The organism is Massilia forsythiae, assembly GCF_012849555.1.
Taxonomy (GTDB): Bacteria; Pseudomonadota; Gammaproteobacteria; order Burkholderiales; family Burkholderiaceae_D; genus Telluria; species Telluria forsythiae.
The window spans coordinates 5,619,357-5,642,184 of sequence record NZ_CP051685.1 but is presented as its reverse complement, the minus strand read 5'-3'; the positions used below and the strand labels follow the sequence as shown (position 1 = coordinate 5,642,184).

Annotated in this window: 21 protein-coding genes; 13 read left to right on the top strand and 8 right to left on the bottom strand. The window is 67.1% G+C overall.

Features of this window, described 5'->3' with window-relative positions; all coding sequences use genetic code 11:
- Positions 1-422: 422 nt before the first annotated feature.
- Entirely contained in the window at positions 423-1,268 is an 846-nt protein-coding gene (locus HH212_RS23615; protein WP_170204720.1) for an outer membrane protein assembly factor BamD, read from the bottom strand.
- A gap of 180 nt (positions 1,269-1,448) precedes the next feature.
- Here HH212_RS23615 and HH212_RS23610 point away from each other — a divergent pair, with 180 nt between their 5' ends.
- Complete coding sequence (locus tag HH212_RS23610) at positions 1,449-2,453, top strand: RluA family pseudouridine synthase (RefSeq protein ID WP_170204719.1); 1,005 nt, start codon at positions 1,449-1,451, stop codon at positions 2,451-2,453.
- Between the two features lie 8 nt (positions 2,454-2,461).
- Positions 2,462-3,241, top strand: coding sequence for a peptidoglycan editing factor PgeF (gene pgeF, locus HH212_RS23605; RefSeq protein ID WP_170204718.1), 780 nt, complete (start codon positions 2,462-2,464; stop codon positions 3,239-3,241).
- Here pgeF and HH212_RS23600 read toward each other — a convergent pair.
- Complete coding sequence (locus HH212_RS23600; protein ID WP_170204717.1) at positions 3,238-3,441, bottom strand: hypothetical protein; 204 nt, start codon at positions 3,439-3,441, stop codon at positions 3,238-3,240. The two genes, pgeF and HH212_RS23600, sit on opposite strands and share 4 nt — an antisense overlap.
- Positions 3,442-3,492: 51 nt before the next feature.
- On the opposite strand from HH212_RS23600, the gene phaC reads away from it, so the two are divergent.
- From phaC to HH212_RS23580, 4 genes are all read left to right on the top strand, one after another.
- Positions 3,493-5,322, top strand: a complete 1,830-nt coding sequence (gene phaC / locus HH212_RS23595; RefSeq protein WP_170204716.1) for a class I poly(R)-hydroxyalkanoic acid synthase — start codon at positions 3,493-3,495, stop codon at positions 5,320-5,322.
- 274 nt (positions 5,323-5,596) lie between these two features.
- Positions 5,597-6,151, top strand: coding sequence for a polyhydroxyalkanoate synthesis repressor PhaR (gene phaR / locus HH212_RS23590; protein ID WP_170204715.1), 555 nt, complete (start codon positions 5,597-5,599; stop codon positions 6,149-6,151).
- 407 nt (positions 6,152-6,558) lie between these two features.
- Positions 6,559-7,923, top strand: coding sequence for a 30S ribosomal protein S12 methylthiotransferase RimO (rimO, locus tag HH212_RS23585; protein ID WP_170205646.1), 1,365 nt, complete (start codon positions 6,559-6,561; stop codon positions 7,921-7,923).
- A gap of 274 nt (positions 7,924-8,197) precedes the next feature.
- The gene (locus HH212_RS23580) at positions 8,198-9,364 is read left to right on the top strand and encodes a cystathionine beta-lyase (protein WP_170204714.1); all 1,167 of its coding nucleotides are present in this window, start codon (positions 8,198-8,200) and stop codon (positions 9,362-9,364) included.
- Between the two features lie 97 nt (positions 9,365-9,461).
- On the opposite strand, the gene HH212_RS23575 is transcribed toward HH212_RS23580, so the two are convergent.
- Together HH212_RS23575 and trxC are read right to left on the bottom strand one after the other, a co-directional pair.
- Entirely contained in the window at positions 9,462-9,836 is a 375-nt protein-coding gene (locus HH212_RS23575; protein WP_170204713.1) for a DUF4870 family protein, read from the bottom strand.
- A gap of 50 nt (positions 9,837-9,886) precedes the next feature.
- Positions 9,887-10,333, bottom strand: coding sequence for a thioredoxin TrxC (gene trxC / locus HH212_RS23570; protein ID WP_170204712.1), 447 nt, complete (start codon positions 10,331-10,333; stop codon positions 9,887-9,889).
- 158 nt (positions 10,334-10,491) lie between these two features.
- Here trxC and HH212_RS23565 point away from each other — a divergent pair, with 158 nt between their 5' ends.
- From HH212_RS23565 to HH212_RS23550, 4 genes are all read left to right on the top strand, one after another.
- Positions 10,492-11,250, top strand: coding sequence for a DUF72 domain-containing protein (locus HH212_RS23565; protein ID WP_170204711.1), 759 nt, complete (start codon positions 10,492-10,494; stop codon positions 11,248-11,250).
- A gap of 112 nt (positions 11,251-11,362) precedes the next feature.
- Positions 11,363-13,066 carry a T6SS phospholipase effector Tle1-like catalytic domain-containing protein gene (locus tag HH212_RS23560; RefSeq protein WP_170204710.1) on the top strand — a complete coding sequence of 568 codons (1,704 nt, stop codon included), beginning with the start codon at positions 11,363-11,365 and terminating at the stop codon, positions 13,064-13,066.
- Positions 13,067-13,133: 67 nt separating this feature from the next.
- Positions 13,134-13,883 carry a Mut7-C RNAse domain-containing protein gene (locus HH212_RS23555; RefSeq protein WP_170204709.1) on the top strand — a complete coding sequence of 250 codons (750 nt, stop codon included), beginning with the start codon at positions 13,134-13,136 and terminating at the stop codon, positions 13,881-13,883.
- 94 nt (positions 13,884-13,977) lie between these two features.
- A complete protein-coding gene (locus HH212_RS23550; RefSeq protein WP_211172402.1) occupies positions 13,978-14,382 on the top strand; it encodes a hypothetical protein in 405 nt (134 codons plus the stop codon).
- A gap of 528 nt (positions 14,383-14,910) precedes the next feature.
- Here the strand turns inward: HH212_RS23550 and HH212_RS23545 are convergent.
- The gene (locus HH212_RS23545) at positions 14,911-16,113 is read right to left on the bottom strand and encodes a sugar diacid recognition domain-containing protein (RefSeq protein WP_170204708.1); all 1,203 of its coding nucleotides are present in this window, start codon (positions 16,111-16,113) and stop codon (positions 14,911-14,913) included.
- A gap of 248 nt (positions 16,114-16,361) precedes the next feature.
- Between HH212_RS23545 and HH212_RS23540 the strand changes: the two genes are divergently transcribed.
- Genes HH212_RS23540 through HH212_RS23530 form a run of 3 tightly spaced genes read left to right on the top strand, consistent with a single transcriptional unit; the run spans position 16,362 to position 20,155 of the window.
- Positions 16,362-17,699, top strand: a complete 1,338-nt coding sequence (locus HH212_RS23540; protein WP_170204707.1) for an MFS transporter — start codon at positions 16,362-16,364, stop codon at positions 17,697-17,699.
- Between the two features lie 13 nt (positions 17,700-17,712).
- The gene (locus HH212_RS23535; protein WP_170204706.1) at positions 17,713-18,927 is read left to right on the top strand and encodes a glycerate kinase; all 1,215 of its coding nucleotides are present in this window, start codon (positions 17,713-17,715) and stop codon (positions 18,925-18,927) included.
- A 34-nt stretch (positions 18,928-18,961) separates the two neighbouring features.
- On the top strand, positions 18,962-20,155 hold the full coding sequence (locus HH212_RS23530; RefSeq protein WP_170204705.1) for an aminotransferase class V-fold PLP-dependent enzyme: 1,194 nt from the start codon (positions 18,962-18,964) through the stop codon (positions 20,153-20,155).
- Positions 20,156-20,164: 9 nt separating this feature from the next.
- On the opposite strand, the gene HH212_RS23525 is transcribed toward HH212_RS23530, so the two are convergent.
- The 3 genes from HH212_RS23525 to HH212_RS23515 all read right to left on the bottom strand — a co-directional run bounded on the left by HH212_RS23525 (position 20,165) and on the right by HH212_RS23515 (position 22,694).
- A complete protein-coding gene (locus HH212_RS23525; protein ID WP_170204704.1) occupies positions 20,165-20,854 on the bottom strand; it encodes a hypothetical protein in 690 nt (229 codons plus the stop codon).
- Between the two features lie 54 nt (positions 20,855-20,908).
- Entirely contained in the window at positions 20,909-21,850 is a 942-nt protein-coding gene (locus tag HH212_RS23520) for a family 43 glycosylhydrolase (RefSeq protein ID WP_170204703.1), read from the bottom strand.
- Positions 21,851-22,103: 253 nt separating this feature from the next.
- Positions 22,104-22,694: a Dps family protein gene (locus HH212_RS23515; protein WP_170204702.1), complete on the bottom strand. Its 591-nt coding sequence runs from the start codon at positions 22,692-22,694 to the stop codon at positions 22,104-22,106.
- Between the last annotated feature and the right edge of the window lie 134 nt (positions 22,695-22,828).

Sequence of the window (22,828 nt, the reverse complement as noted above, 5' to 3'; positions counted from 1 at the left end):
GCGAAGGCGGGGACCTATAATGAGCAACAGAATTCGGTGAATTAGAAGCAACTCAAGTGCTTCAAGAATGCCGACTTCGGACACTCAGCATGGGTCCCCGCCTTCGCGCACTACTGTCCAAGATAATCGTTAGCTCTGCTTTAACCCATAGCTCGTCGTCCCCGCGCAGGCGGGGACCCATACTGAGCAACAAAATTCGTTACCATTGAAGCAACTAGAATATTTCAGAAATACCAACTGTGGATGCTCAGCATGGGTCCCCGCCTTCGTGGGGACGATGGTTTTTAGGCCAGCAATAGTATCTTGGACAGTAGTGCGCCTGCAAGGGGGAGTCGTTTCAGGCAGTGCCTGGAAGTCGTTTCCGGCAATGCTGGGAACGACGGCTTTCAAGCCAGCAGTATTATTGCGAAGAACATGTTTTCTTATTGCTTTACCACCACGTCCTTGGGCGCCGGCTTCGGCCCCGACTTGGCCCAGAACTTCCACCACGCCGCGTCGCCGCGCGCGTTCGGGTTCAGGAAACGGCTGTCCGGATAGTTCTTCTGGAAGATGCGCTGGGTGTCGTCGCGCAGGTCGAACATGCCCAGCTTGTCGTAGCTGCGGATCATGATGAACAGCGCTTCCTCGCGCGCGGTGGCGTCGGGGAACTGGGTCACGGCGCCCTGGGCACGGTTCAGCGCCGACAGGTAGGCGCCGCGGCGGTAGTAATAGTTCGCCACGTGCACTTCGTACGAGGACATCGCGTTGATCAGGTAGTTCATGCGCGCCAGCGCATCCGGCGCATATTTGCTGTCCGGGAACTTATCGACCAGCTCCTTGAAGGCGGCGAAGGCTTCGCGGGTCGCCTTCGGATCGCGCTCGGTCGGGTCCTGCGAATAGATGAAGCTTAGGAAGCCGATCTGGTCGTTGAAGTTGACCAGGCCGCGCAGATAGTACATGTAGTCGACGTTCGGGTGGTTCGGGTGCAGCTTGATGAAGCGCTCGACCGAGGCCAGCGCCTCGGCCTGGTCCTGCGCCTTGTAGTGGGCATAGGCGATTTCCATCTGCGCCTGGGCGGCGTAGGTGCCGAACGGGTAGTTCGATTCGAGGCGCTCGTACAGCTTGATCGCGGCTTCGTAATGGCCGCCGGCCATTTCATCCTTCGCGTCAGCGTATAATTTCGATGCTGACACGTTCTTGCTTTCGTCATTTCCCTTCGGTAACAAACTGCAAGCGGACAAACTTAGCAGGGCGCCAGTCACGATTAATACAGACAATTTTTTTTGCATAAGCTTTTTGCAAGAAAGTTTTACCGAAAGGAGCGCGCACCGTCTGGCGTATGCCGGAGGGCCATGTTGCCGTGGAACTGTCCTGGCTGGCCGGTGGGCGCGTTCCTGAGACTCTTTGAACGGCTGATTATAGCCGATGGGACTGACGTGATATTAACTGCTGCGCCGAATTCGGCGGAAATGCCTTTCGACCCCGACCTCGACGATGAACTGGACGCCGACTTCCCCAACGCGGGCACCGGCGCCGATTTCGCCCCGATCACCCTGCAGCTGGCGCCCGCGCACTGCGGCCAGCGCCTGGACAAGGTGGTGGCCGGCCTGGTGCCGCAATTCTCGCGCAGCCGCCTGCAGCAATGGTTCGACGACGGCCACGTCACCGTGGACGGCAAGCCGGCCAAGGGCAAGGGTACCGCTTACGGCGACGAGACCGTGCTGGTGCTGCCGCAGCCGGCGCCGGAAGACACCGCCTACACCCCGGAAGCGATGGCGCTGGACATCGTCCACGAGGACGACGCCATCATGGTGATCAACAAGCCGGCCGGCCTGGTCGTGCACCCGGGTTCGGGCAACTGGTCGGGCACGCTGCTCAACGGCCTGCTGCACCATTGCCCGCAACTGGTGTCGGTGCCGCGCGCCGGCATCGTGCACCGCCTGGACAAGGACACCAGCGGTCTGATGGTGGTGGGCAAGACCCTGGAAGCGCAGACCGACCTGGTGCGCCAGTTGCAGGCGCGCACCGTCAAGCGCGAGTACCTGGCGCTGGTGTGGGGCACGCCGCGCCTGTCCGGCACCATCGATTCGCCGATCAGCCGCCACCCGAAGGACCGGGTCAAGATGGCGGTGTCGAACGCGCCGATGGCCAAGCCGGCCATCACCCACTACGAGCTGCTGGAAACCGGCGAGCTCGACCGTCGTCCGGTGAGCCTGGTGCAGTGCCGCCTGGAGACCGGCCGCACCCACCAGATCCGCGTGCACATGCAGTCGCTCGGCTACGCGCTGGTGGGCGACACGGTGTATGGCAAGCCGCACCTGATGCCGTTCTTCCACCGCCAGGCGCTGCAGGCGCGCCGCCTCGGCCTGAGCCATCCGTCCACGGGCGAGCACATGGAGTGGGTGGTGCCGCTCGCGGCCGACTTTGCGGAACTATTGGAACGCGTCGGCATCGAAGAACCTGAAGCGGCGTGAGGCGTGACATGGACGCGGACTTCGCGGACAGCCTGATCCGGCCCGACTGGCCCGACCTGCCGGCCGGCGTGCAGGCGCTGGCCACCACCCGCATCGGCGGCGAAAGCAGCGGTCCATATGACGACGGGCAGGGCGGCGGCGGGCTGAACCTGGGCCTGCACGTCGGCGACGATCCTGCCGCCGTGGCCGCCAACCGCGCGCGCCTGCAGGCTTGCCTGCCGGGCCGGCCGGCCTGGATTTCTCAGGTGCACGGCGCCGACGTGGTCGATGCCGCCAGCGTCCAGCCCGGCGCGCCGGTGCGCAGCGGCGACGCCAGCATCGCAACGGCGCCGGGCGTGGTGTGTGCGATCCTGACCGCCGATTGCCTGCCGGTGCTGTTCGCGGGTCTCGACGGCAAGGTGGTGGGCGCCGCCCACGCCGGTTGGCGCGGCCTGGCGGGCGGCGTGCTGGGCGCCACGCTGGCGGCGATGCGCGCGGCCGGCGCCGGCGAGATCACCGCCTGGCTGGGGCCGGCGATCGGGCCGGATGCGTTCGAAGTGGGCGAAGACGTGCTGCAGGCGTTCGAGATCGCCTTGCCGGGCGGGTGCGCGGATGCCTTCCGCTCGCTGCCCGGCAAGCCAGGCAAGTACCTGGCGGACATGTATCTGCTGGCAAGAAGGATGCTGGCGCGCGACGGCGTGACGCGCGTGCATGGCGGCGGACGCTGCACCTTCGGCGAGCGCGATGTGTTTTATTCCTACCGCCGCGACGGCGTCAGCGGACGCCAGGCCAGCCTGATCTGGTTCTAATCGTCATCGGCAGGCGCAGGCATGGGCGCGGGCGGCTGCGGCCGCGGGCGCCGCCGGAAGCGAACTCCGGCAATATACAAAACAAGGGATAATGGCAGCATGCCGAATCCGAAAAACGTCATGATGCCGCCAACGACGCTCGGCGCGGTCGCCGCCATCAGGGTCACGACATACATCCATCCGATGGCAACGATCCACATGCGACCCTCCTTGCGCTGGCAAACGAACCGATTCTAACAATGGATGCCGATATGAACACGCCCGACGCTTTTCCGCAGATGTTTGCCGCTCCCTGGCTGGCGCAGTTTTCCGATCCCAACGCCTGGCAGGCGTGGATGAAGATGCCCGATGGCTTCGGCGCCGGTTCCGCTTCCGGTATGGGCGCGCCGGGCGCCGCCGCGCCGGGCGCCGCCGCGGCGATGAACGCCGCCAATCCGGCCGCCATGATGACGCGCATGCTGGGCGACTTCAACGCCAGCGTGTCGCCGGCGAAGCTGGAAGCGCTGCGCGACGATTACCTGCAGAAGGCGGCGCGGCTGTGGCAGGACTTTGCCACCGGCAAGACGCCGGCATTCCAGGACAAGCGCTTCGCCGCGCCGGAATGGACCGCCAACCCGATGTCGGCCTTCAGCGTTGCCTCCTACCTGCTGAACGCGGCGTTCCTGACCGCGCTGGCCGAGGCGGTCGAGGCCAAGCCGCGCGACAAGCACAAGATCCGCTTCGCGGTGCAGCAGATGGTCGATGCGCTGTCGCCGGCCAACTTCCTGGCGACCAATCCGGAAGCCCAGCAACAGATGATCGAGACCAAGGGCGAGAGCCTGGGCAAGGGCATGGCCAACATGCTGGCGGACCTGCAGAAGGGGCGCATCTCGCAATCGGACGAATCCGCGTTCGAGGTCGGCCGCAACGTCGGCGTCACCCCGGGCACGGTGGTGTTCGAGAACGACCTGTTCCAGCTGATCCAGTACGCACCGAGCACGCCGGCCGTGCACGAAGTGCCGCTCTTGATGATCCCGCCGTGCATCAACAAGTACTACATCCTCGACCTGCAGCCGGAAAACTCGCTGGTGCGTTACCTGGTAGAGCAGGGCAATACCGTGTTCATGATGTCCTGGCGTAATCCGGACCAGGCCATGAGCAAGCTGGGCTTGGACGACTACGTCGAGCGCGGCGCCATTAGGGCGATCGAGGCGGCGCGCGCCATCTCGGGCCAGGAAAAAGTCAACGTGTTCGGCTTTTGCGTGGGCGGCACCATCGCCGCCAGCGCGCTGGCGGTGGAAGCCGCGCGCGGCAACCAGCCGGCGGCCAGCCTCAGCCTGTTCACCACGCTGCTCGACTTCAGCGACAACGGCGTGCTCGACGTGTTTGTCGACGAGGCGCAAGTGGCGCTACGCGAGCAGAAGATGGCGCGCGGCGGGCTGATGCCGGGGCGCGACCTGGCCACCATGTTCTCGTCGCTGCGCCCGAACGACCTGGTGTGGAACTACGTGCAGCAGAACTACCTGAAGGGCAAGAACCCGCCGGCATTCGACCTGCTGTACTGGAATGCCGACAGCACCAACCTGCCGGGCCCGATGGTGTGCTGGTACCTGCGCAACACCTACCTGGAAAACAAGCTGAAGGTGCCGGGCGCACTGACCGTCGCCGGCGTGCCGGTCGACCTCGGCGCGATCGATTGTCCGACCTTCCTGTACGGCTCGCGCGAAGACCACATCGTGCCGTGGGACGCCGCGTTCCTGTCGATGCAGTTGCTGAATCCGAACAAGCCGAAGGCCAACCGTTTCGTGCTGGGCGCGTCCGGGCACATCGCCGGGGTCATCAATCCAGCCTCGAAGAACAAGCGCAGCTACTGGGTGGCCGACGGCGCCGCAGGTGGCGACGGCAAGGGCAGGGGCAAGCCGTCGCCGAGCGACTGGCTGGCCGGCGCCACCGAAAGGAAGGGCAGCTGGTGGCCGGAATGGGCCGCATTCCTGGCCGAGCAGGGCGGCCAGGACGTGCCGGCGCCGGACGCGCCGGGCGGGGTCGGCTACCAGGCCATCGAGCCGGCGCCGGGACGCTACGTCAAGGCGCGCGCCGACTGACGCCATCCCCGGCCGGTGGCCGCCCCTCGCCCTGGCCGGCACTGCCGATCGCCCCGGCCGGCGCCCGTGCCCACCGGCCAAGACCGGGAAACCGGTTCATGCAAACAGGGTAACTTGTTTGCAGAAAAATGAAGTTGCTCGTTGAATAATTGCTGCACCTGCGTACGCAACGTGGTATTTTTAGCGGCGTATCCCATTGGAATCGGAGACACCGCAGGCGATCCCTGCGGCTGCCGTATAAGAAAAGCGCCCAGGCGCACATCATGGAACCGAGATGAGCAGTACGAAAAAGAGTAGCGAACGCCTGATCAAGAAATATCCGAACCGCCGGCTGTACGACACCCAGACCAGCTCCTACATCACGCTCGCCGACGTCAAGCAGCTGGTGCTCGACGCCGACGAGTTCACGGTGGTCGACGCCAAGTCCAACGAAGACCTGACCCGCAGCATCCTGCTGCAGATCATCCTCGAAGAAGAAGCGCACGGCGTGCCGATGTTTTCCAGCAGCGTGCTCTCGCAGATCATCCGCTACTACGGCCACGCGATGCAGGGCATGATGGGTTCGTACCTGGAAAAGAACGTGCAGGCATTCACCGACATCCAGAACAAGTTCGTCGGCTCGACCACCGGCGCGCTGGAAGGCAAGCCTTTGAACACCGAGATGTGGACCCAGTTCATGAACATCCAGGGCCCGATGATGCAGGGCATGATGAACAACTACATCGACCAGAGCAAGAACCTGTTCCTGCAGATGCAGGAGCAGATGCAGTCGCAGAGCAAGGCGATGTTCGGCGTATTCCCGTTCGGGACGCCGCCTGAGAAGAAGTGATCTGGCTGTACACCTTACAATTGTTGTCTGCCGCGCTCCGTCGTCCCCGCGCAGGCGGGGACCCATGCCCCGTATCCGGAATTGGCGGTTTCCGCGTAGTAGAGTTGCTTTTTAATGTATCGAGTTCCGATGCTCGGTATGGGTCCCCGCCTGCGCGGGGAGTCGTTTCAGGTAGTGCCTGGAACGACGGTCTCCAGGTCGGCAATATTATCTCGGACAGTCGGCCTGTCACCATTTTGCCCCGCCTGTCGCTCAACCCTCCCGCTTCCTGTACAATCGCAGATTGCCCAGAATTTTCTCTGCAATCCGACATGCAAGAACTCCGCCGTAATCCCATTCCCGCCACCCTCGATCCAGTCACCGGCGCCGTCGAAGTCGCGCCGAACGCGGCCCTCATTCCGCCGGCCATGCACGCGCCGGGCGCGGCCGCGCCCAGGGTCGGCTTCGTCTCGCTCGGCTGCCCCAAGGCGCTGGTCGATTCCGAGCAGATCCTGACCCAGCTGCGCGCCGAAGGCTACGAGACCGCCAAGTCCTACGCCGGCGCCGACCTGGTGATCGTCAACACCTGCGGCTTCATCGACGCCGCGGTGCAGGAATCGCTGGACGCGATCGGCGAAGCGCTGGCCGAGAACGGCAAGGTCATCGTCACCGGCTGCCTGGGCGCCAAGAAGGATGCGTCGGGCGCCGACATCATCACCAAGGTGCACCCGAAGGTGCTGGCCGTGACCGGTCCGCACGCGGTGGCCGAGGTGATGGAGTCGGTGCATACCCACCTGCCCAAGCCGCACGACCCGTTCGTCGACCTGGTGCCGGACCACGGTGTCAAGCTGACGCCGAAACACTACGCCTACCTGAAGATCTCCGAAGGCTGCAACCACCGCTGCAGCTTCTGCATCATCCCGTCGATGCGCGGCGACCTGGTCTCGCGCCCGATCCACGAGGTGCTGCAGGAAGCCGAGAACCTGTTCAAGTCGGGCGTCAAGGAATTGCTGGTGATCTCGCAGGACACCAGCGCCTACGGCGTCGACGTCAAGTTCCGCACCGGCTTCTGGAACGGCCGCCCGGTCAAGACCCACATGACGCAACTGGCCGAGGAACTGGGCAAGCTGGCCAAGCAATACGGCGCCTGGGTGCGCATGCACTACGTCTACCCGTACCCGCACGTCGACCAGGTGATCCCGCTGATGGGCGAGCACGTCCTGCCCTACCTCGACATTCCGTTGCAGCACGCGCACCCGGACGTCCTGAAACGCATGAAGCGTCCGGCCAGCGGCGAAAAGAACCTGGACCGCATCCTGGCCTGGCGCAAGATGAACCCGGACCTGACGATCCGCTCGACCTTCATCGCCGGTTTCCCGGGCGAGACGGAAGAGGAGTTCGAATACCTGCTGGAATTCCTGAAGGAAGCGCAGATCGACCGCCTCGGCTGCTTCGCCTACTCACCGGTCGAAGGCGCCACCGCCAACGAACTGGACAATCCGGTGCCGGAAGCGGTGCGCGAGGAACGGCGTGCGCGCGTGATGCTGCTGCAGGAAGAGATTTCGCTGAAACGCATGCAGGCCAAGGTCGGCAAGCGCCTGCGCGTGCTGGTCGACGAGGTCGGCCCGCGCGAAGCGATCGGCCGCACCAGCGCCGACGCACCAGAAATCGACGGCGTGGTCCACATCAAGCGCGCGCTGGCGCCGGGCAAGGCCAAGCCGGCCGTGGGCGAGTTCATCGAGGTGGTGGTGACCAAGGCCGACGCGCACGATCTGTGGGCGACCGTGGCTTGATACGATCCGTCGCACTGATCAAAGCGCATCCACCGTCGTTCCCGGCATTGCCGGAAACGACTCCCCGCGCAGGCGCACTACTGTCCAAAATAGTATTGCTGGCCTAAAGACCGTCGTCCCCGCGAAGGCGGGGACCCATAATGAGTGTCAAAAGTTGGTATTTTTGAAGCATTCTGATTGCTTCCGGCTACCAAGTTTTCTTGCTCGGTATGGGTCCCCGCCTTCGCGGGGACGACGAGGTGGTGGCCAAGCTTTCCATTGTCCGGAGCAAGTCGTGACCAAAAAATCACCCCAAACCACCCTGATCCACAGCGACTACCGCGCCCCAGCCGGTTTCGACGCCTTTCCCACCGCTATCCACCATGCCTCCACCGTCCTGTTCAAGGACGTGGCCAGCATGCGTGCGAGCGACTGGAAGAACAAGGACGCCTACACCTACGGCCTGCACGGCACCCCGACCACGTTCACCTTGGAAGCGCGCCTGGCCGAGATCGAGGGCGGCAACCATTGCCTGCTGGCGCCGTCCGGCCTGGCGGCGATCTCGATGGTCGACCTGGCGCTGCTCAAGAGCGGCGACGACGTGCTGTTGCCGGACAATGTCTACAACCCCAATCGCGAACTGGGCCGCTGGCTATCGAGCGACTTCGGCATCACCGCGCGCTTCTACGATCCGCTGGTGGGCGCCGGCATCGCCGACCTGATCCAGCCGAACACCAGGCTGGTCTGGACCGAGGCGCCCGGTTCGGTGTCGATGGAAGTGCCGGACCTGCGCGCCATCAGCGACGCCGCCCACGCGAAAGGGGTGCTGGTCGCGCTCGACAATACCTGGGCCGCCGGCCTGGCGCTGCGCGGCTTCGACGTCGGCGCCGATATCGTGATGCAGGCGCTGACCAAGTACCAGTCGGGCGGTTCGGACGTGCTGATGGGCGCCGTCATCACGCGCGAGCGCGCGCTGAACGACCGCATCGCCCAGGCCCACATGCGCCTGGGGCTGGGCGTCGGCGCCGACGACGCCTACCTGGTGCTGCGCGGCCTGGAAACCATGCAACTGCGCTTCGACGCCCACGACCGGGCGGCGCGCGAGGTCGCGGCCTGGCTCAAGGCGCGTCCGGAAATCGCCAGGGTGCTGCACCCGGCCTTCGACGATTGCCCCGGCCACGAAACCTGGAAACGCGATTTCACCGGCGCCGGCGGCCTGTTCTCGGTGCTGTTCGATGCGCGCTATACGGAAGAACAGACCGACCGCTTCGTCGACGCCCTGCACCTGTTCGGCATCGGCTACAGTTGGGGCGGCACGCACAGCCTGGCGGTGCCGTACCGCATCCAGGCGATGCGCCGCGGCTGGAGCGACGCCGGCATCCTGGTGCGTTTCAACATCGGCCTGGAAGCGGTCGACGACCTGATCGCCGACCTGGAGCAGGCGTTTGCACATCTGTCATAGCGTCTAACAAAACCTTCAGGGCAAGGCGCAGCGTCGAAGACAGTAGTCATGTACGGCGAGACGCTGCAACGCCGCCATGAAGGTTTTTTAGGCGCTATCAGACCGGCATCGCGCGGTTGTTGTTCAGGTCCAGAAAGCCGCGAATGATGCGGTAGGCCATCCAGATCCAGGCGATGCCCCACATCGCCCAGGCGATCGGCAAGCCGATCAGGATGAACCCCAGCGTGAAGAAGATCACGGTGGCCAGCGCGAACCAGATCGCGTACCACCAGAACGAGCGGATCATCCAGGTATGGTGGCTGTAGACCAGGGTGCCGGCCGTGTCCGGCCGCTTGACGTAGTTGACGATCAATACCAGGATCGACAGCATGCCGGCCGAAAACAGGAAGGTGAGGGCGTGCGCGACGTATAGGATGCGGGCAAATTGCTTGGCGTCCTCGACGCCGCGTTCATAGACGAGTTCTTGCGACATGGTGTCTTCCGGGTTGGTGGTGGTTGTTTGAAAGCTTACAAGCCTGCATGTCAGGCAGCGGCGCGGGCATGCGACTGCACCCAGGCCACCAGGCTGCCGGCATCCATGGCGCCGGCCTGGCGCGCCACTTCGCGACCGCCCTGGAACAGCGCCAGGGTCGGGATGCTGCGGATGCCGAAACGCGCCGCCAGGTCTTGCGCCGCTTCGGTATCGACCTTCAGCAGGCGTATCTGCGGTTCCAGCCGGCCGGCGGCCTGCTGGTAGGCCGGCGCCATCGCGCGGCACGGTCCGCACCACGGCGCCCAGAAATCGACCAGCACCGGAATGTCGTTGCGGGCGACGTGCTTGTCGAAGCGGGTGCCGGCCACGTCCAGCGGCTTGCCGGTGAACAGTTCTTGGGTGCACTTGCCGCAGACCGGGTTATCGGCCAGGCGTTCGCCCGCCATGCGGTTGACGGCGTCGCAATGCGGACAAACGATGTGGAGCGGATCGCTCATGCTGCCTCCTGTTGCTGTGTTGATGTCAATATGTTTATTGTAAGGCAAGTGCGCCAGGCGCCGCACGCCATGCGACGGATGGCAGATGCGTGCGACGAACGGTCAGTCTTTCGGCATAGAATCGGCTCCCGGGCGCCAGCCCCCGACCATGGGTCTACATGAGCGATCTGCAACCTGCCGCCATCGGCGCACGCCTGGTCGGCTGCGCCGGCTGGAGTATCCACAAGGATGCCGCGGCCGCCTTCCCGATCGAGGGCAGCCATCTCGAACGCTACGCACGGGTGTTCCCCGGCGTCGAGATCAATTCCTCGTTCTACCGTCCGCACCGCCCCGAGACCTATGCCAAGTGGGCCGCCATGGTGCCGGCGTCTTTCCGCTTTTCTGTCAAGCTGCCGCGCGCCATCACGCACGAGGCGCGCCTGCAGGACGTCGACGAAGCGCTCGACCGCTTCGCCCGCGAAGCCGGCGAGCTCGGGGAAAAGCTCGGCTGCGTGCTGGTGCAGTTGCCGCCGAGCGGCGTCTTCGACGAAGCCGCAGCGCGCGACTTCCTGCCGCGCCTGCGCGCGCGCTTCGGCTGCATGCTGGCGCTGGAGGCGCGCCATCCGGCCTGGTTCGGCGAAGCGGCCACCGCGCTGCTGGCCGAACACGCCGTCACGCGCGTGATCGCCGACCCGGCGGCCGGCCAGCCGGGTCCGCACGTGCCGACCACGGCCGCGACCTATATCCGCCTGCACGGCACGCCCAGGGTGTACTACTCCAGCTATCCGCCGGAATTCCTGCGCCGGGTCGAACGGCGGATTCGGGAACACACGGCCGGTGGCACCGACCTGTGGTGCATCTTCGACAATACCGCGGCCTTCGCGGCGGTGCCGAATGCGCTCGAGGTCTTGCGCGCCGTGGCGCCCGCGGCGGGCTGAAGCGCAGCGACCCTGTCACTTGTGAGAGGGTCGCCTTGTGGCGCCTGTGTTGCAATTGACAAGTCGGCGGCATGCATTGCAGACTGGGTTATCCTGGATCAAGGAGTGTCGAATGGATGCCACCGGCCACATCGGGTCCGTGCACGTGCCCGCCTCGCGCACCCCGCAGCAGGTTTCCGTTCCCGCCGGCGCGGACGAAGGACGGCCGCCGCCGCACGGCCGCGAGGCCATCCTGGAGGCCTGCATCGCCGCCGACGCAGGCTGGCGCGCGCAGCCGGGACGCAACCTGGTGCTGCTGTTCGACGGCACCGGCAACATCCTCGGCAACCACCAGGACACCAACGTGGTGAAGCTGCTGCGCCTGCTGCAAAAGGAACAGGTCGACGTCGAGCATGCGCGCCGCCAGGTGGTGTACTACGATCCCGGCGTCGGCACCAGCAACCAGTTTCCGGTGGGCGACAGCGGCGCCTGGATCGCCAGCAAGCTGCGCCTCCTGAGCGGCCTGGCGATGGGCAGCGGCGTGTTCGACAACATCGCCGATGCCTACATCTTCTTGATGCGCAATTACCGCGAAGGCGACCGCATCTTCCTGTTCGGCTTTTCGCGCGGCGCCTTCACGGCGCGCGCGGTGGGCGGCATGCTCAACATGTATGGCCTGGTGTCGGAATCCTGCCTGTCGCTGATGCCGAGCATGGTGACGACCTATTTCGCGCGCCGCCACGCCGTCAACCGCGCCGGCAGGGACCGCGAGGGCTTCGCCTTCGACATCGAGCGCAATTTCTCCTCCGGGCGCCAGCCGCTGGTGCACTTCACGGGTGTCTGGGATTCGGTGGAGACGATCGGCAGCGGTTTCATGGGCGGCATCCGCATCACCAACCGCGGCGACCTGGAAGACAAGCGCTTCGTCCACGTGCGCCAGGCGCTGTCGATCCACGAAAGCCGCGCCAAGTACGCGCCGCGCGCCTACATCCCGCCGCGCTTCACGGCGGCGGAGGCGCAGTACCGCAGTTTCGGGCAGCAATGGTTCCGCGGGGTGCACAGCGACGTCGGCGGCTCCTACCAGCGCGACGGCCTGTCGCTGATCGCGCTGAAGTGGATGGTCGACGAAGCCATCGGCTGCGGGCTGCTGGTGCAGTCGCCGGACGTCGAGCCGGGCAACCCGCAAACGCCGATGCACGACCAGACCTACGACAGCCCGTACTGGGCCTGGACCGGCATCGACGCGCGCCCGCGCGGCCGGGACGACATGATCCACCCCAGCGCGCTGCCGATCGCCGCGGCGGTGCCGGCCGAGGCCGTGCCGCCGGCCAGGCAATCGCGCCAGATCGGCTGGTGCCTGACCGCACTCACCGCGGCGAGTGCGGCGGGCGCGTGGCTGGCCTACGGCGCGGCCGGCAGCCCGGTGGCGTCCACCGTCGCCTCGGTGCTGCTGCCGGCGGCCCATGCCGCTGCGCCGGCAACGGCGCCATGGCCGGCGGACGGCCCGGGCCTGCACGTGGCGCTGGCACTGGAATGGCTGTACCTGCTGTTCTTCACGCTGTGGCTGGCCTACCCGATGGCTTTTGCGCTGCGCCGGCTAGTGCGGCCGGCGATCGCCAGCGGCACCGGGCTCGGCCCGCTGGCGCGCCACGCCAAGTACCTGATGGGCGCCACCGTGCTGAGCGGCGCCTACAAGATCGTGGTGACGCACCACCTCGCCACCGCGCCGACCCAGCTGGCGGCGGCCGCGGTGGCCAACCTGGCCTGCTATCTGCTGGTGCTGGCGGTCGTGGCGCAGGGCCTGCTGGCGCGCCCCGGCCCGATGCGCCGCGATTGACGCCGTCCCGATACAATGCAAGCCCCGTCCTGTTAGGAACACCGGGCGCCCGCGCGCCGCGCCACCCATGGTCACCGCCACCTTCCGCTTCTACGACGAACTGAACGATTTCCTGCCGCGCGTGCGGCGCGGGCAGGCGTTCGATGCGCCGTGCGCGCGCGCCGCCACCGTCAAGCACATGATCGAGGCGCTCGGCGTGCCGCATACCGAGGTCGAGCTGGTGCTGGTCGACGGCGAATCGAGCACGCTGGAGCGGCTGCTGGAAGACGGCGACCGGGTCGCGGTGTATCCGCGCTTCACGCGCCTGGACGTGGCGCCGCTGGTGCGCGTGCGCCAGCGCCCGCCGGGACGGCTGCGCTTCGTCGCCGACGCCCACCTCGGCGGCCTCGCGCGGCTGTTGAGAATGGCGGGGTTCGACACCATCTACGCCAACGACATCGATGACGCCGTGATCGAAGAGTACGCCATGATGGAGGAACGCATCGTGCTGACCCGCGACCGCGAACTGCTCAAGCGCCGCGGCGTCGAATACGGCTGCTACGTGCGCGCCTTGCACTCGCAGGCGCAGCTGGCGGAGGTGGGCGGACGCTATGGCCTGGCCGAGCGCGCCCGCCCGTTCACGCTGTGCCTGCACTGCAATGCGCCATTGCGCGGCGTGCCCAAGGATGCGGTGCTGGAACGGCTGCCGCCGGCGGTGCGCGCGGCGCAGGACGAATTTTCCACCTGCGAGCGTTGCCGGCGCGTGTTCTGGAAGGGGTCGCACTGGAAGCGCATGGCGGCCATGCTGGAGCGGGCCATGCCGCAGGCGCTGGAGTGAGCGCCCTTGCGCCCGTGCCCGGCAGCAGGACGACGCTTGATATAGACTGAAGACCCGCTCGCGGCAATCGACGGCATCACAGGATGACTGAGCCATGTTGCAACAAGTGACGATACCGATCCGCACCGAATGCCCGCCCGGCGCCTGCGTGTGCGAGCGCGAGCTGCTGGACACGCCCGGCGCCGACATCCGGCCGCTGTACCTCACGCGCCTCGAGGAAGAGAAGCTGCTGGAGCGGATCGAGCGGGTGGCCAGCTACGACGAACTGAAGCGCCTGCAGGAGCGCGTGCGCGCCAACCTCGGCGTCGAACTGCGTATTACGCCCGGCCCCAACGAGGTGCGCACTCTGCGCGGCATCCTGATCGTGCTGGAAGACCGGCCGGGCCTGTGCAAGAAGGTGCGCCAATCGGTGCCGGCGGCGCTGCGCAAGGTGCTGGAGCGGCATCCGGAGATCGCCTTCGCCATCCTGGATGCGCACGATTTGTTCGGCCCGCCATGAGCGCGCTTCGGCGAGAGACCGCCCATGCGTCGTCCCCGCGCAGGCGCACTACTGTCCAAGATAGTATTGCTGGCCTAAAAACCGTCGTCCCCGCGAAGGCGGGGACCCATACCGAGCGCCAAAAATTGTTATTTTTGAAACATTCTGGTTGCTTCCGGCTACCAAATTCTCTTGCTCAGTATGGGTCCCCGCCTTCGCGGGGAGTCGTTCTCGGCAGTGCCGGGAACGACGAGTTATTGGCTAGGAATGATTTTTACGTTACTGCTAGCAACAAAAACTGCTTAAGGCAGAGACAACGATCGTCTTGGACAACAGTGCGCGCAGGCGGGGACCCATACTGAGCAACAAAATTCGGCATCTCGAAGTGGCCCGCTCAGCATGGGTGGGTCCCCGCCTTCGCGGGGACGACGTTCATGCGTTCCGGGCTACCATAGGCTTCCGGTAAAGCGATCCACACCCGCACCGGCAGTTTCGTTACCATTGGCCGTTTTCATTTCCACCGGCTATCTTCGCTCCCACCAGCGGTACTCACTCGCTCAACAGCGCCGACACGTACAACAGCAGCCGGTCCTCGCTGCGCGCCAGCAGCAGCCCGGTCACCTGCTCGATGCGCCGCAGCCGGTAATCCAGCGTGTTGCGGTGGATCCCCAGCGCCGCCGCGGTCGCCGCCGCGCTCTCGTCGTTGGCGAACCAGGCTTCCAGGGTGCGGCGCAGCAGCGCGCCGTTGCGTTCGCGTCCGAGCCGTGCCAGCGGACGGCGCAGCTGCGCGGCGCGCCAGCCGCCGTCCAGGCCCGCCAGCAGCACCGGCAGCGCCAGCGCGTCGTAGCTGAAGTGGCGCTCCTGCGGATGGCGGCGGCCGCCGATGCGCACGGCGGCGCGCGCGCTCTCGTAGCTCACCGCGGCGCCGTCGATGCCGGGCAGGGCCAGGCCCAGGCCGAGCGTGAAGGGCAGGCGGCAGGCCGGGCGCACGAGCGTATCCAGCGCCTGCAGGCGGCGCGCGGCGGCATCGAGCGCGGCGCGCGCCGGCAGCGGCGGCAGGGCGGGCAGGTCCGGCGCATCGGCGCCGGCGCCGGGCGCGCGCGGCGCATCGTCCAGCATCTCGATCATCACCAGTTCGTGCGCGGACACCGTGGCGCTCAGCAGGCCGGGACGGCGCGCCAGCAGTTCCAGCTGCAGCCGCGCGAGTTCCGCCAGCGCCAGGTCGGCCGGCGCGGCGCCGTCCAGCGTCAGCAGGCAGGCTTGCTGCACGCGCCCGAGGTCCAGGCCCAGCCGCGCCGCCCAGGCCTGCAATTCCGGACGCGCGCCGGCATCGCCGCGTACCAGGTTCAGGACGAACGCCTCGCGGTAGCGCGTGTCGCGCTGCAGTTCGCCGGCGAGGCCGGCCTGCTCCAGGATCATCTCGGCGGTCAGCCGCACCAGCTCGCCGAACTGGCGCACCTGTTCCGGCGCGCCGCTCAGGCCCACCGCGCCGCACAGCTGGCCGTCGACCACCAGCGGCAGGTTGGTGCCGGGACGGGCGCCGTGCATGCGCTGGGCGGTGGCGGCGTCGATGTCGACCGTGGCGCGCTTGGCCAGCGCCAGCAGGGCGCCGTCATGCAGTTCGCCGATGCGTTCCGGGTCGCCGCTGGCCAGGATCACGCCGTGCGCGTCCATCACGTTGACGTTGAAGGGGATGATGCGCATGGTGCGGGTGACGATGTCGCGCGCCAGCGCGCTGCTGAGGACGGTCATGGCGAAAAGGGTGGGCGCGGTCCGGATCGCCGCATGCGCCATGAGCGTAGCCGATCGCCGGGTTTGTGCCAAGTGCCGAGTGCGGCTGCCGGAATGCGCATCCACGGCTGCATGAAGACGTGGCTTTTGTGCACGTGCCCAAGCGGCGCGCCGAATAAATGGCGTCGTCTCGTGCCGTGCGCCGAGGATTTGCCGTGGCCTTGTGGTCATAATGGATGCTCGTATAACAAGACCATCCTGGAGACAGCATGAACGACAGCATCGGCGCCGGCGCCTCCCGCCCGCCCGGCATGGCCGACCGCGCCACCCTGGAACGCGGCTGGAGAAAAGCCACCTGGCGCCTGATTCCCTTCATCTTCGTCTGCTACCTGTTCAACTACCTGGACCGGGTCAACGTCGGCTTCGCCAAGCTGGAGATGCTGGACGCGCTCAAGCTGAGCGAAACCGTGTACGGCCTCGGTGCCGGTATCTTCTTCATCGGCTACGTCACCAGCGGCGTGCCGAGCAACCTGATCCTGCACAAGCTGGGCGCGCGCCGCTGGATCGCCATCATGATGATCCTGTGGGGCGCCCTGTCGGCGGCGATGATGCTGGTCACCAGTCCGCTGTCGTTCTACGGCCTGCGCTTCCTCACCGGCGTGGCCGAGGCCGGGTTCTTCCCGGGCATGGTGTTTTATTTCACCAACTGGTTCCCGGCGCAAAAGCGCGGCCAGGTGATGGCACTGTTCATGTCGGCGATTCCCGTATCCGGACTGGTCGGCGGGCCGCTGTCCGGCTGGATGCTGAGCCATTTCCAGAACGGGCAGGGCGGCCTGGCCGGCTGGCAGTGGCTGTTCCTGCTGCAGGGCCTGCCCACCGTGGTGCTGGGCGTGGCGGTGTTCTTTTACCTCTCCGACGGCTTGCGCCAGGCATCCTGGCTGACGCCGGACGAAAAGGCGGCGATGCAGGCCGCGCTCGACCGCGACGAGCAGGGCCGCGCCGCCGGCAGCCACGCCGTGCACAGCTTCGGCGCGGTGCTGCGCAACGGCCACGTCTGGCTGCTCGGCCTGGTCTATTTCAGCATCCAGATGGGCGTGTACGCGATCAACTTCTGGCTGCCCTCGATCATCAAGGCGCTCGGCGTGCAGAGCGCCACCACGGTCGGCTGGCTGAGCGCCTTGCCCTACCTGTTCGCCGGCGTGTTCATTATCGCGGTGGGCCGCTCGGCCGACGCGCGCGGCGAGCGCCGCTGGCACCTGGCGGTGCCGATGCTGATGGCGCTGGTGGGCCTGCTGCTGGCGGCCCACTTCTCGACCAATATCGTGATCGTGATGGTCGGCCTGACCCTGGCCACGATGGGCGCGCTGACCGGCCTGCCGATGTTCTGGCCGCTGCCGGCGGCCTTTCTCGGCAGCGCCGCCGCGGCCGGCGGGCTGGCGCTGATCAATTCGCTGGGCCAGGTGGCCGGCTTCGTCAGCCCGTTCCTGGTCGGCTGGATCAAGGACGCCACCGGCAGCACGGATACGGCGCTGTACATCCTGTCGAGCGTGCTGCTGGTGGGCGCGCTGCTGGTGCTGCGCGTGCCGGCGCGCCTGGTCGACCGCTGAAAAGGACCTAACCATGAAAATCGTGATCGCCCCCGATTCGTTCAAGGAAAGCCTGTCGGCACTGGCCGTGGCCGACGCCATCGAGGCCGGCATGCGCGCCGTGTTCCCGGACGCGCACTACGTCAAGATCCCGGTCGCCGACGGCGGCGAAGGCACCGTGCAGGCGCTGGTCGACGCCACCGGCGGCGCCCGCGTCGAGCAACGCGTGACGGGGCCGCTGGGCGAGCCGGTGGACGCCTTTTACGGCATGACCGGCGAGCGCGGCGAGGCCGGCGACACGCCGACCGCCGTGATCGAGATGGCCGCCGCCAGCGGCCTGGAAGGCGTGCCGCCGCACAGGCGCGACCCGCTGCTCGCCACCAGCCGCGGCACCGGCGAGCTGATCCGCCACGCGCTCGACCGGGGCGCGCGCCGCTTCATCCTCGGTGTGGGCGGCAGCGCCACCAACGACGGCGGCGCCGGCATGCTGCAGGCGCTCGGCGTGCGCCTCCTCGACGCCGCGGGACGCGAGCTCGGCCCCGGCGGCGGCGCACTGGCGCAACTGGCGCGCATCGACGCCGCAGGGCTGGATGCGCGCGTGGCCGACGCCGAATTCCACATCGCCTGCGACGTCGACAACCCGCTCACCGGACCGCGCGGCGCCTCCGCCATCTTCGGCCCGCAGAAGGGCGCCACGCCGGAGATGGTGGCGCAGCTGGACGCCAACCTGGCCCATTACGCGCGCATCGTCGAACGCGATATGGACGGAAATGCGGGCCACGCTGCCGGCCGCGGCATCGCCGCCATGCCGGGCGCCGGCGCCGGCGGCGGCATCGCCGCGGCGATGGTGGTATTCCTGCACGGGCGCCTGCGCCCCGGCATCGAGATCGTTACCGAAGCGGTCGGCCTGGACGCCGCCGTGCAGGACGCCGACCTGGTCGTCACCGGCGAAGGCCGCATCGATGGCCAGACCGTGGGCGGCAAGACGCCGATGGGCGTGGCGCGCGTGGCCGCCCGCCACGGCAAGTCGGTGATCGCCATCGGCGGCTGCCTGGCGCCGGACGCCGATGCGGTGCACGCGCACGGCATCGACGCCGTGTTCGCGGCGGTGAGCCGGCCGTGTACCGTGGCCGAGGCGCTGGCGGCGGCGCAGGACAATGTGCGCACGGCGGCGCGCAACGTGGCGGCGGCGCTGATGCTGGGAGCGCGGCTCGGCGCGTCCGATTGCGGCACGGCGGCGCCGGGTTAAGATAAGGTTTTCCCGACACCAGCCGGAGCCACGCTTGCCGCCACCGATCCATCCCGCCTACCCACCCGGCGCCGACGTGGCGCCGGACGACGACACCTTCTGGGGCGCGGTGCGCGCGCAATTCTCGCCGTCGCCCGACTTCATCAACCTGGAGAACGGCTACTTCGGCATGCCGGCCGACCCGGTGCGCCGGGCGCTGCGCCGCTACCAGGACCAGGTCGACGCCGAAACCGGCTACTTCCTGCGCGTGCGTTTTCCCGAACGGCTGGCGCGCGTCAAGGCGGCGCTGGCCGCCTTTGCCGGGGTGGGGGCGGACGAACTCCTGATCACGCGCAGCGCGGTCGAGTCGCTCAACATCCTGCTGCAGGGCTATCCGTTCGCGCCCGGCGACGACGTGCTGCTGGCGCGCCACGACTACGACAGCGCGCTCGACACGCTGCAGATGCTGGCGGCGCGCAAGGAGCTGGCGCTGTCGTATGTCGACGTGCCGCTCGACCCGGACGGCGACGAGGCCATCGTGGCGCGCTACGAACGGGCGATCGCGCCGCGCACGCGCCTGCTGCTGGTGACGCACATCGTGCACCGCACCGGCCAGGTCATGCCGGTGGCGAAGATCGCCGCCATGGCGCGCCGGCACGGCGTCGACGTCCTCGCCGACGGCGCCCATTCGCTGGCCCAGCTCGACTACCGCTTGCCCGATCTGGGCGTGCCGTTCGCCGCCTTCAACCTGCACAAGTGGGTCGGGGCGCCGCTGGGGACCGGGCTGCTCTACATCGCGCGCGAGCGCATCGCCGACATCGCGCCGCTGTACGGCGACGTCGGCCACGCCGCCGGCGACATCGACAAGCTGGGGCACTTCGGCGCGGTGCCGCCGGCGCCGGTCATGGCGATCGAGGATGCGCTCGATTTCCACTACGCCGTGGGAGCGCGCAACAAGGAGGCGCGCCTGCGCTGGCTGGCCGGCTACTGGATGGAGCGGGTACGCGCGTTGCCGCGCGTGCGCGTGCTGACGCCGCGCGATCCGCACAGACATTGCGCGATCGGCAGCTTCCAGGTGGAGGGGATGGCGGTCCAGGACGTCGCCGAGCGGCTGATGGCGCAGCACCGCATCTTCACGGTGGCGCGCTATATCGGGGACGAGGAATGCGTGCGGGTGACGCCGCACCTGTACACGGCGCCGGCCGATCTTGATGCGCTGGTGGCGGCGATCCGGCAACTGGCGGCGTAAAACCGGCATCTAGCGGCCCAGGCGTTCTCGGAAACTGGTGGTCGCATCGTCGAGCAGGCGCTGCAGGTACAACGCGCGTTGCGCGGCTTCGTCGCGCAACAGCGCCGGCCCGGGCGCATGGCGCGGATCGGGACCGGGTTCCGTTGCGCCTGCCGCCGTCGCGCCATGCCGCAATTCCTCGATGGCCTGCGCCAGCCGCACGTCGTCGTTGTCGAACCACCGGCGTGCAACGTCGATGCCGAACATCGTTTGCCGCAGGCGGCTGCGCTGCCGGGCCCAGGCGTCGATCCGGGCCAGGTCGACCGAAGCCACCGGCACGGCATGCGCCTGCAGATTATGCGCAGCCAGGACGGCGTCGTATTCCTTCATGTAGACCTGATAGTCCGCTGCGATCCGTAGCGCCTCGCGCCGCGCCGCGGCAGGCAAGCGCTGCGCGAGGAAGTCGTTCAACCCGGCGATGCCCCGGCCGGGATGGACGACCAGGAAAAATTCGATCGTGTCGAGCAGGCCCGGGTCGACGATCAGGCTGCCGTCTTCCGTGGTGAACAGTTGCGCGGACGGAGAGGGGAGCGGCGCCGGCGGCTGCGCGGTCGGCGCCGCAGGCGTCGGTGCCGGGCCGGGCTGCGCCTGGCGCGGCGCGTCCGGGATGGCGCCGTCGTGCCGGTACAGCGCCGCCGCGCACAGCGCCGCGATGGCCACGGCAAGGCCGGCGCGTCCCACCGGCCCGGTTGTGGATGCGGGGCGCCTCATGGTTCAGAACGTCGGCCAGCCGTTCGAGAACGCCAGGTCGCTGATGAACATGATCGGCGTGTAGTTGTTGGTGCTGTCCTTCTTGTGCCGGATCATCGCCCCGTTGGCCACCGATTCGCCGCCCGGCGCGATCCAGCGGCCGGCGCCGGCCTCCAGGACCGTGCCGCCGCCGTTCACCATGTTCACGCCGTTCTTGTCGAGATACGGCCCGGTCATGCTGGTCGAGCGTCCGTAGGCGATGCGGTAGGTGCTGTTGGCGCCGTCGCAGCAGGTTCCCTTCGAGACGAACAGGTAGTAATAGCCGCCGTTGCGCATGACGAAGGCGTTTTCGATTCCCGTGCTGTCGGCCGCCAGGCGATAGCGCGACCCGCTCGGCTTAAGGGTGCCGGCGTCGAGCCGCACGGTGTAGATGCCGGTCGACCACGAGCCGTAGGTGAGCCACGGCTGGCCGGAGGCATCCACCGAAAAGTTCGGGTCGATCGCATTGAAGTCGTCGCTGGTGTTCGAACTGAGGACGACGCCGCGGTCGACCCAGTCGCCCTTGGCGATCGAGGTCGCCGTGGCCAGCCCGATGGCCGAATGGCGCGACCCGAAGGTCGACACGGCGTAGTAGACGATCGCCTTGCCGTTCCACACGTGGATGTCGGGCGCCCAGGCGCTCTTGGTATTGCCGTTGTACGCACCCCACCACGACAGGCCGCCGCCGAACAGGCTCACGCCTTGCGTCCATTTGTGTCCGTCGGCGGAATACTTCACGCCGAGGCCGGTGTCGCTGGTCTCGAATACCCACCAGGTGCTGCCTTCCACGAACATGCTCGGGTCGTGCGTGACCAGGTCGCCCGACAGGGTCCATGTGGCCGCCTGCGCGGCCGGCAGGGGCGCGAGGCAGGCGAGGCCCAGGCTGCCGAGCGCGGCGAGTTGCTTGAAGGGGAGTGTGAATCGCATGGTGACCGTCCTTTTCGTTGTAGGTGTGCGGTGATTGTCTCCGGCACGCCCACGGGCGGACGCGCCAAGCCCATGGTGCCCCAGGCGACAGGAATCCACGAATGACTTTTTTTCCGCGTCCCATACACGAAGCGGTATCGGTTCCTGCGATGCATTCGGCCAAAGCCGCGACGCATGAAAAAGCCCCATGCTCGTCGAGCACGGGGCTTTCGGCTGGCGCAGGTCGAGGGGCCGGCGCCGATCGGGGCGGGAATCAGCCCTTGTTGGACGGCGACTGCGTATCGCCCAGCTCCGAATGACGCGACAGGTGCTGCACGATGAACCAGCTCTGCAGTTCGTTGGTGCGCACGATTTCGCTGACGATCAGGTCGTTGGTACCGTCGTCGCCGTTGTCGTCGGCTTCGCGGCCCAGCGGGCGCGCATCCAGCAGGATGGTTTCGTGGCCGTTGGCCAGGCGGTCGAGCTGGGCGCGCGCGGTCTCGCGGCCGCGCGGTGCGCGCGCGATTTCCGATTCGCTGGCGACGTCGCCCGGCAGGGAGATCGTCACGCCGCCCAGGGTCTGGATGCGCTCGGCAATCGAATCCATCAATTCGGCCTGCTCTTCGTAGTGCTTGTCGAACAGCAGGTGCAGTTCGTAGAAGGTGGCGCCGGCGGTCTGCCAGTGGGCCTTTTTGTAGGCGTCGCGCATGGCCATGGTGTGGGCCAGCAGGCGGTTCAGGGCCTGCACGCTCTTGGTACGGACTTCCGCATCCAGGCCGATACGGACCGGCTGCAATGCGCCGAATTCCTGGACGATGTGGTTGTCTTTGTCTTTCTGGTTGTCTTTCGCGTTTTTGTCGGACATATCTTGCTCTCGCTGATGGTGAATAAGGATGGCCAGGCTGCGCGAATCGCGTATGGGCACGATCGCGGCAGCGGTTATAAAAATGTACATGATTGACGAATTTGATGGCGCACGCCATTCATTCGCGCGGCGCT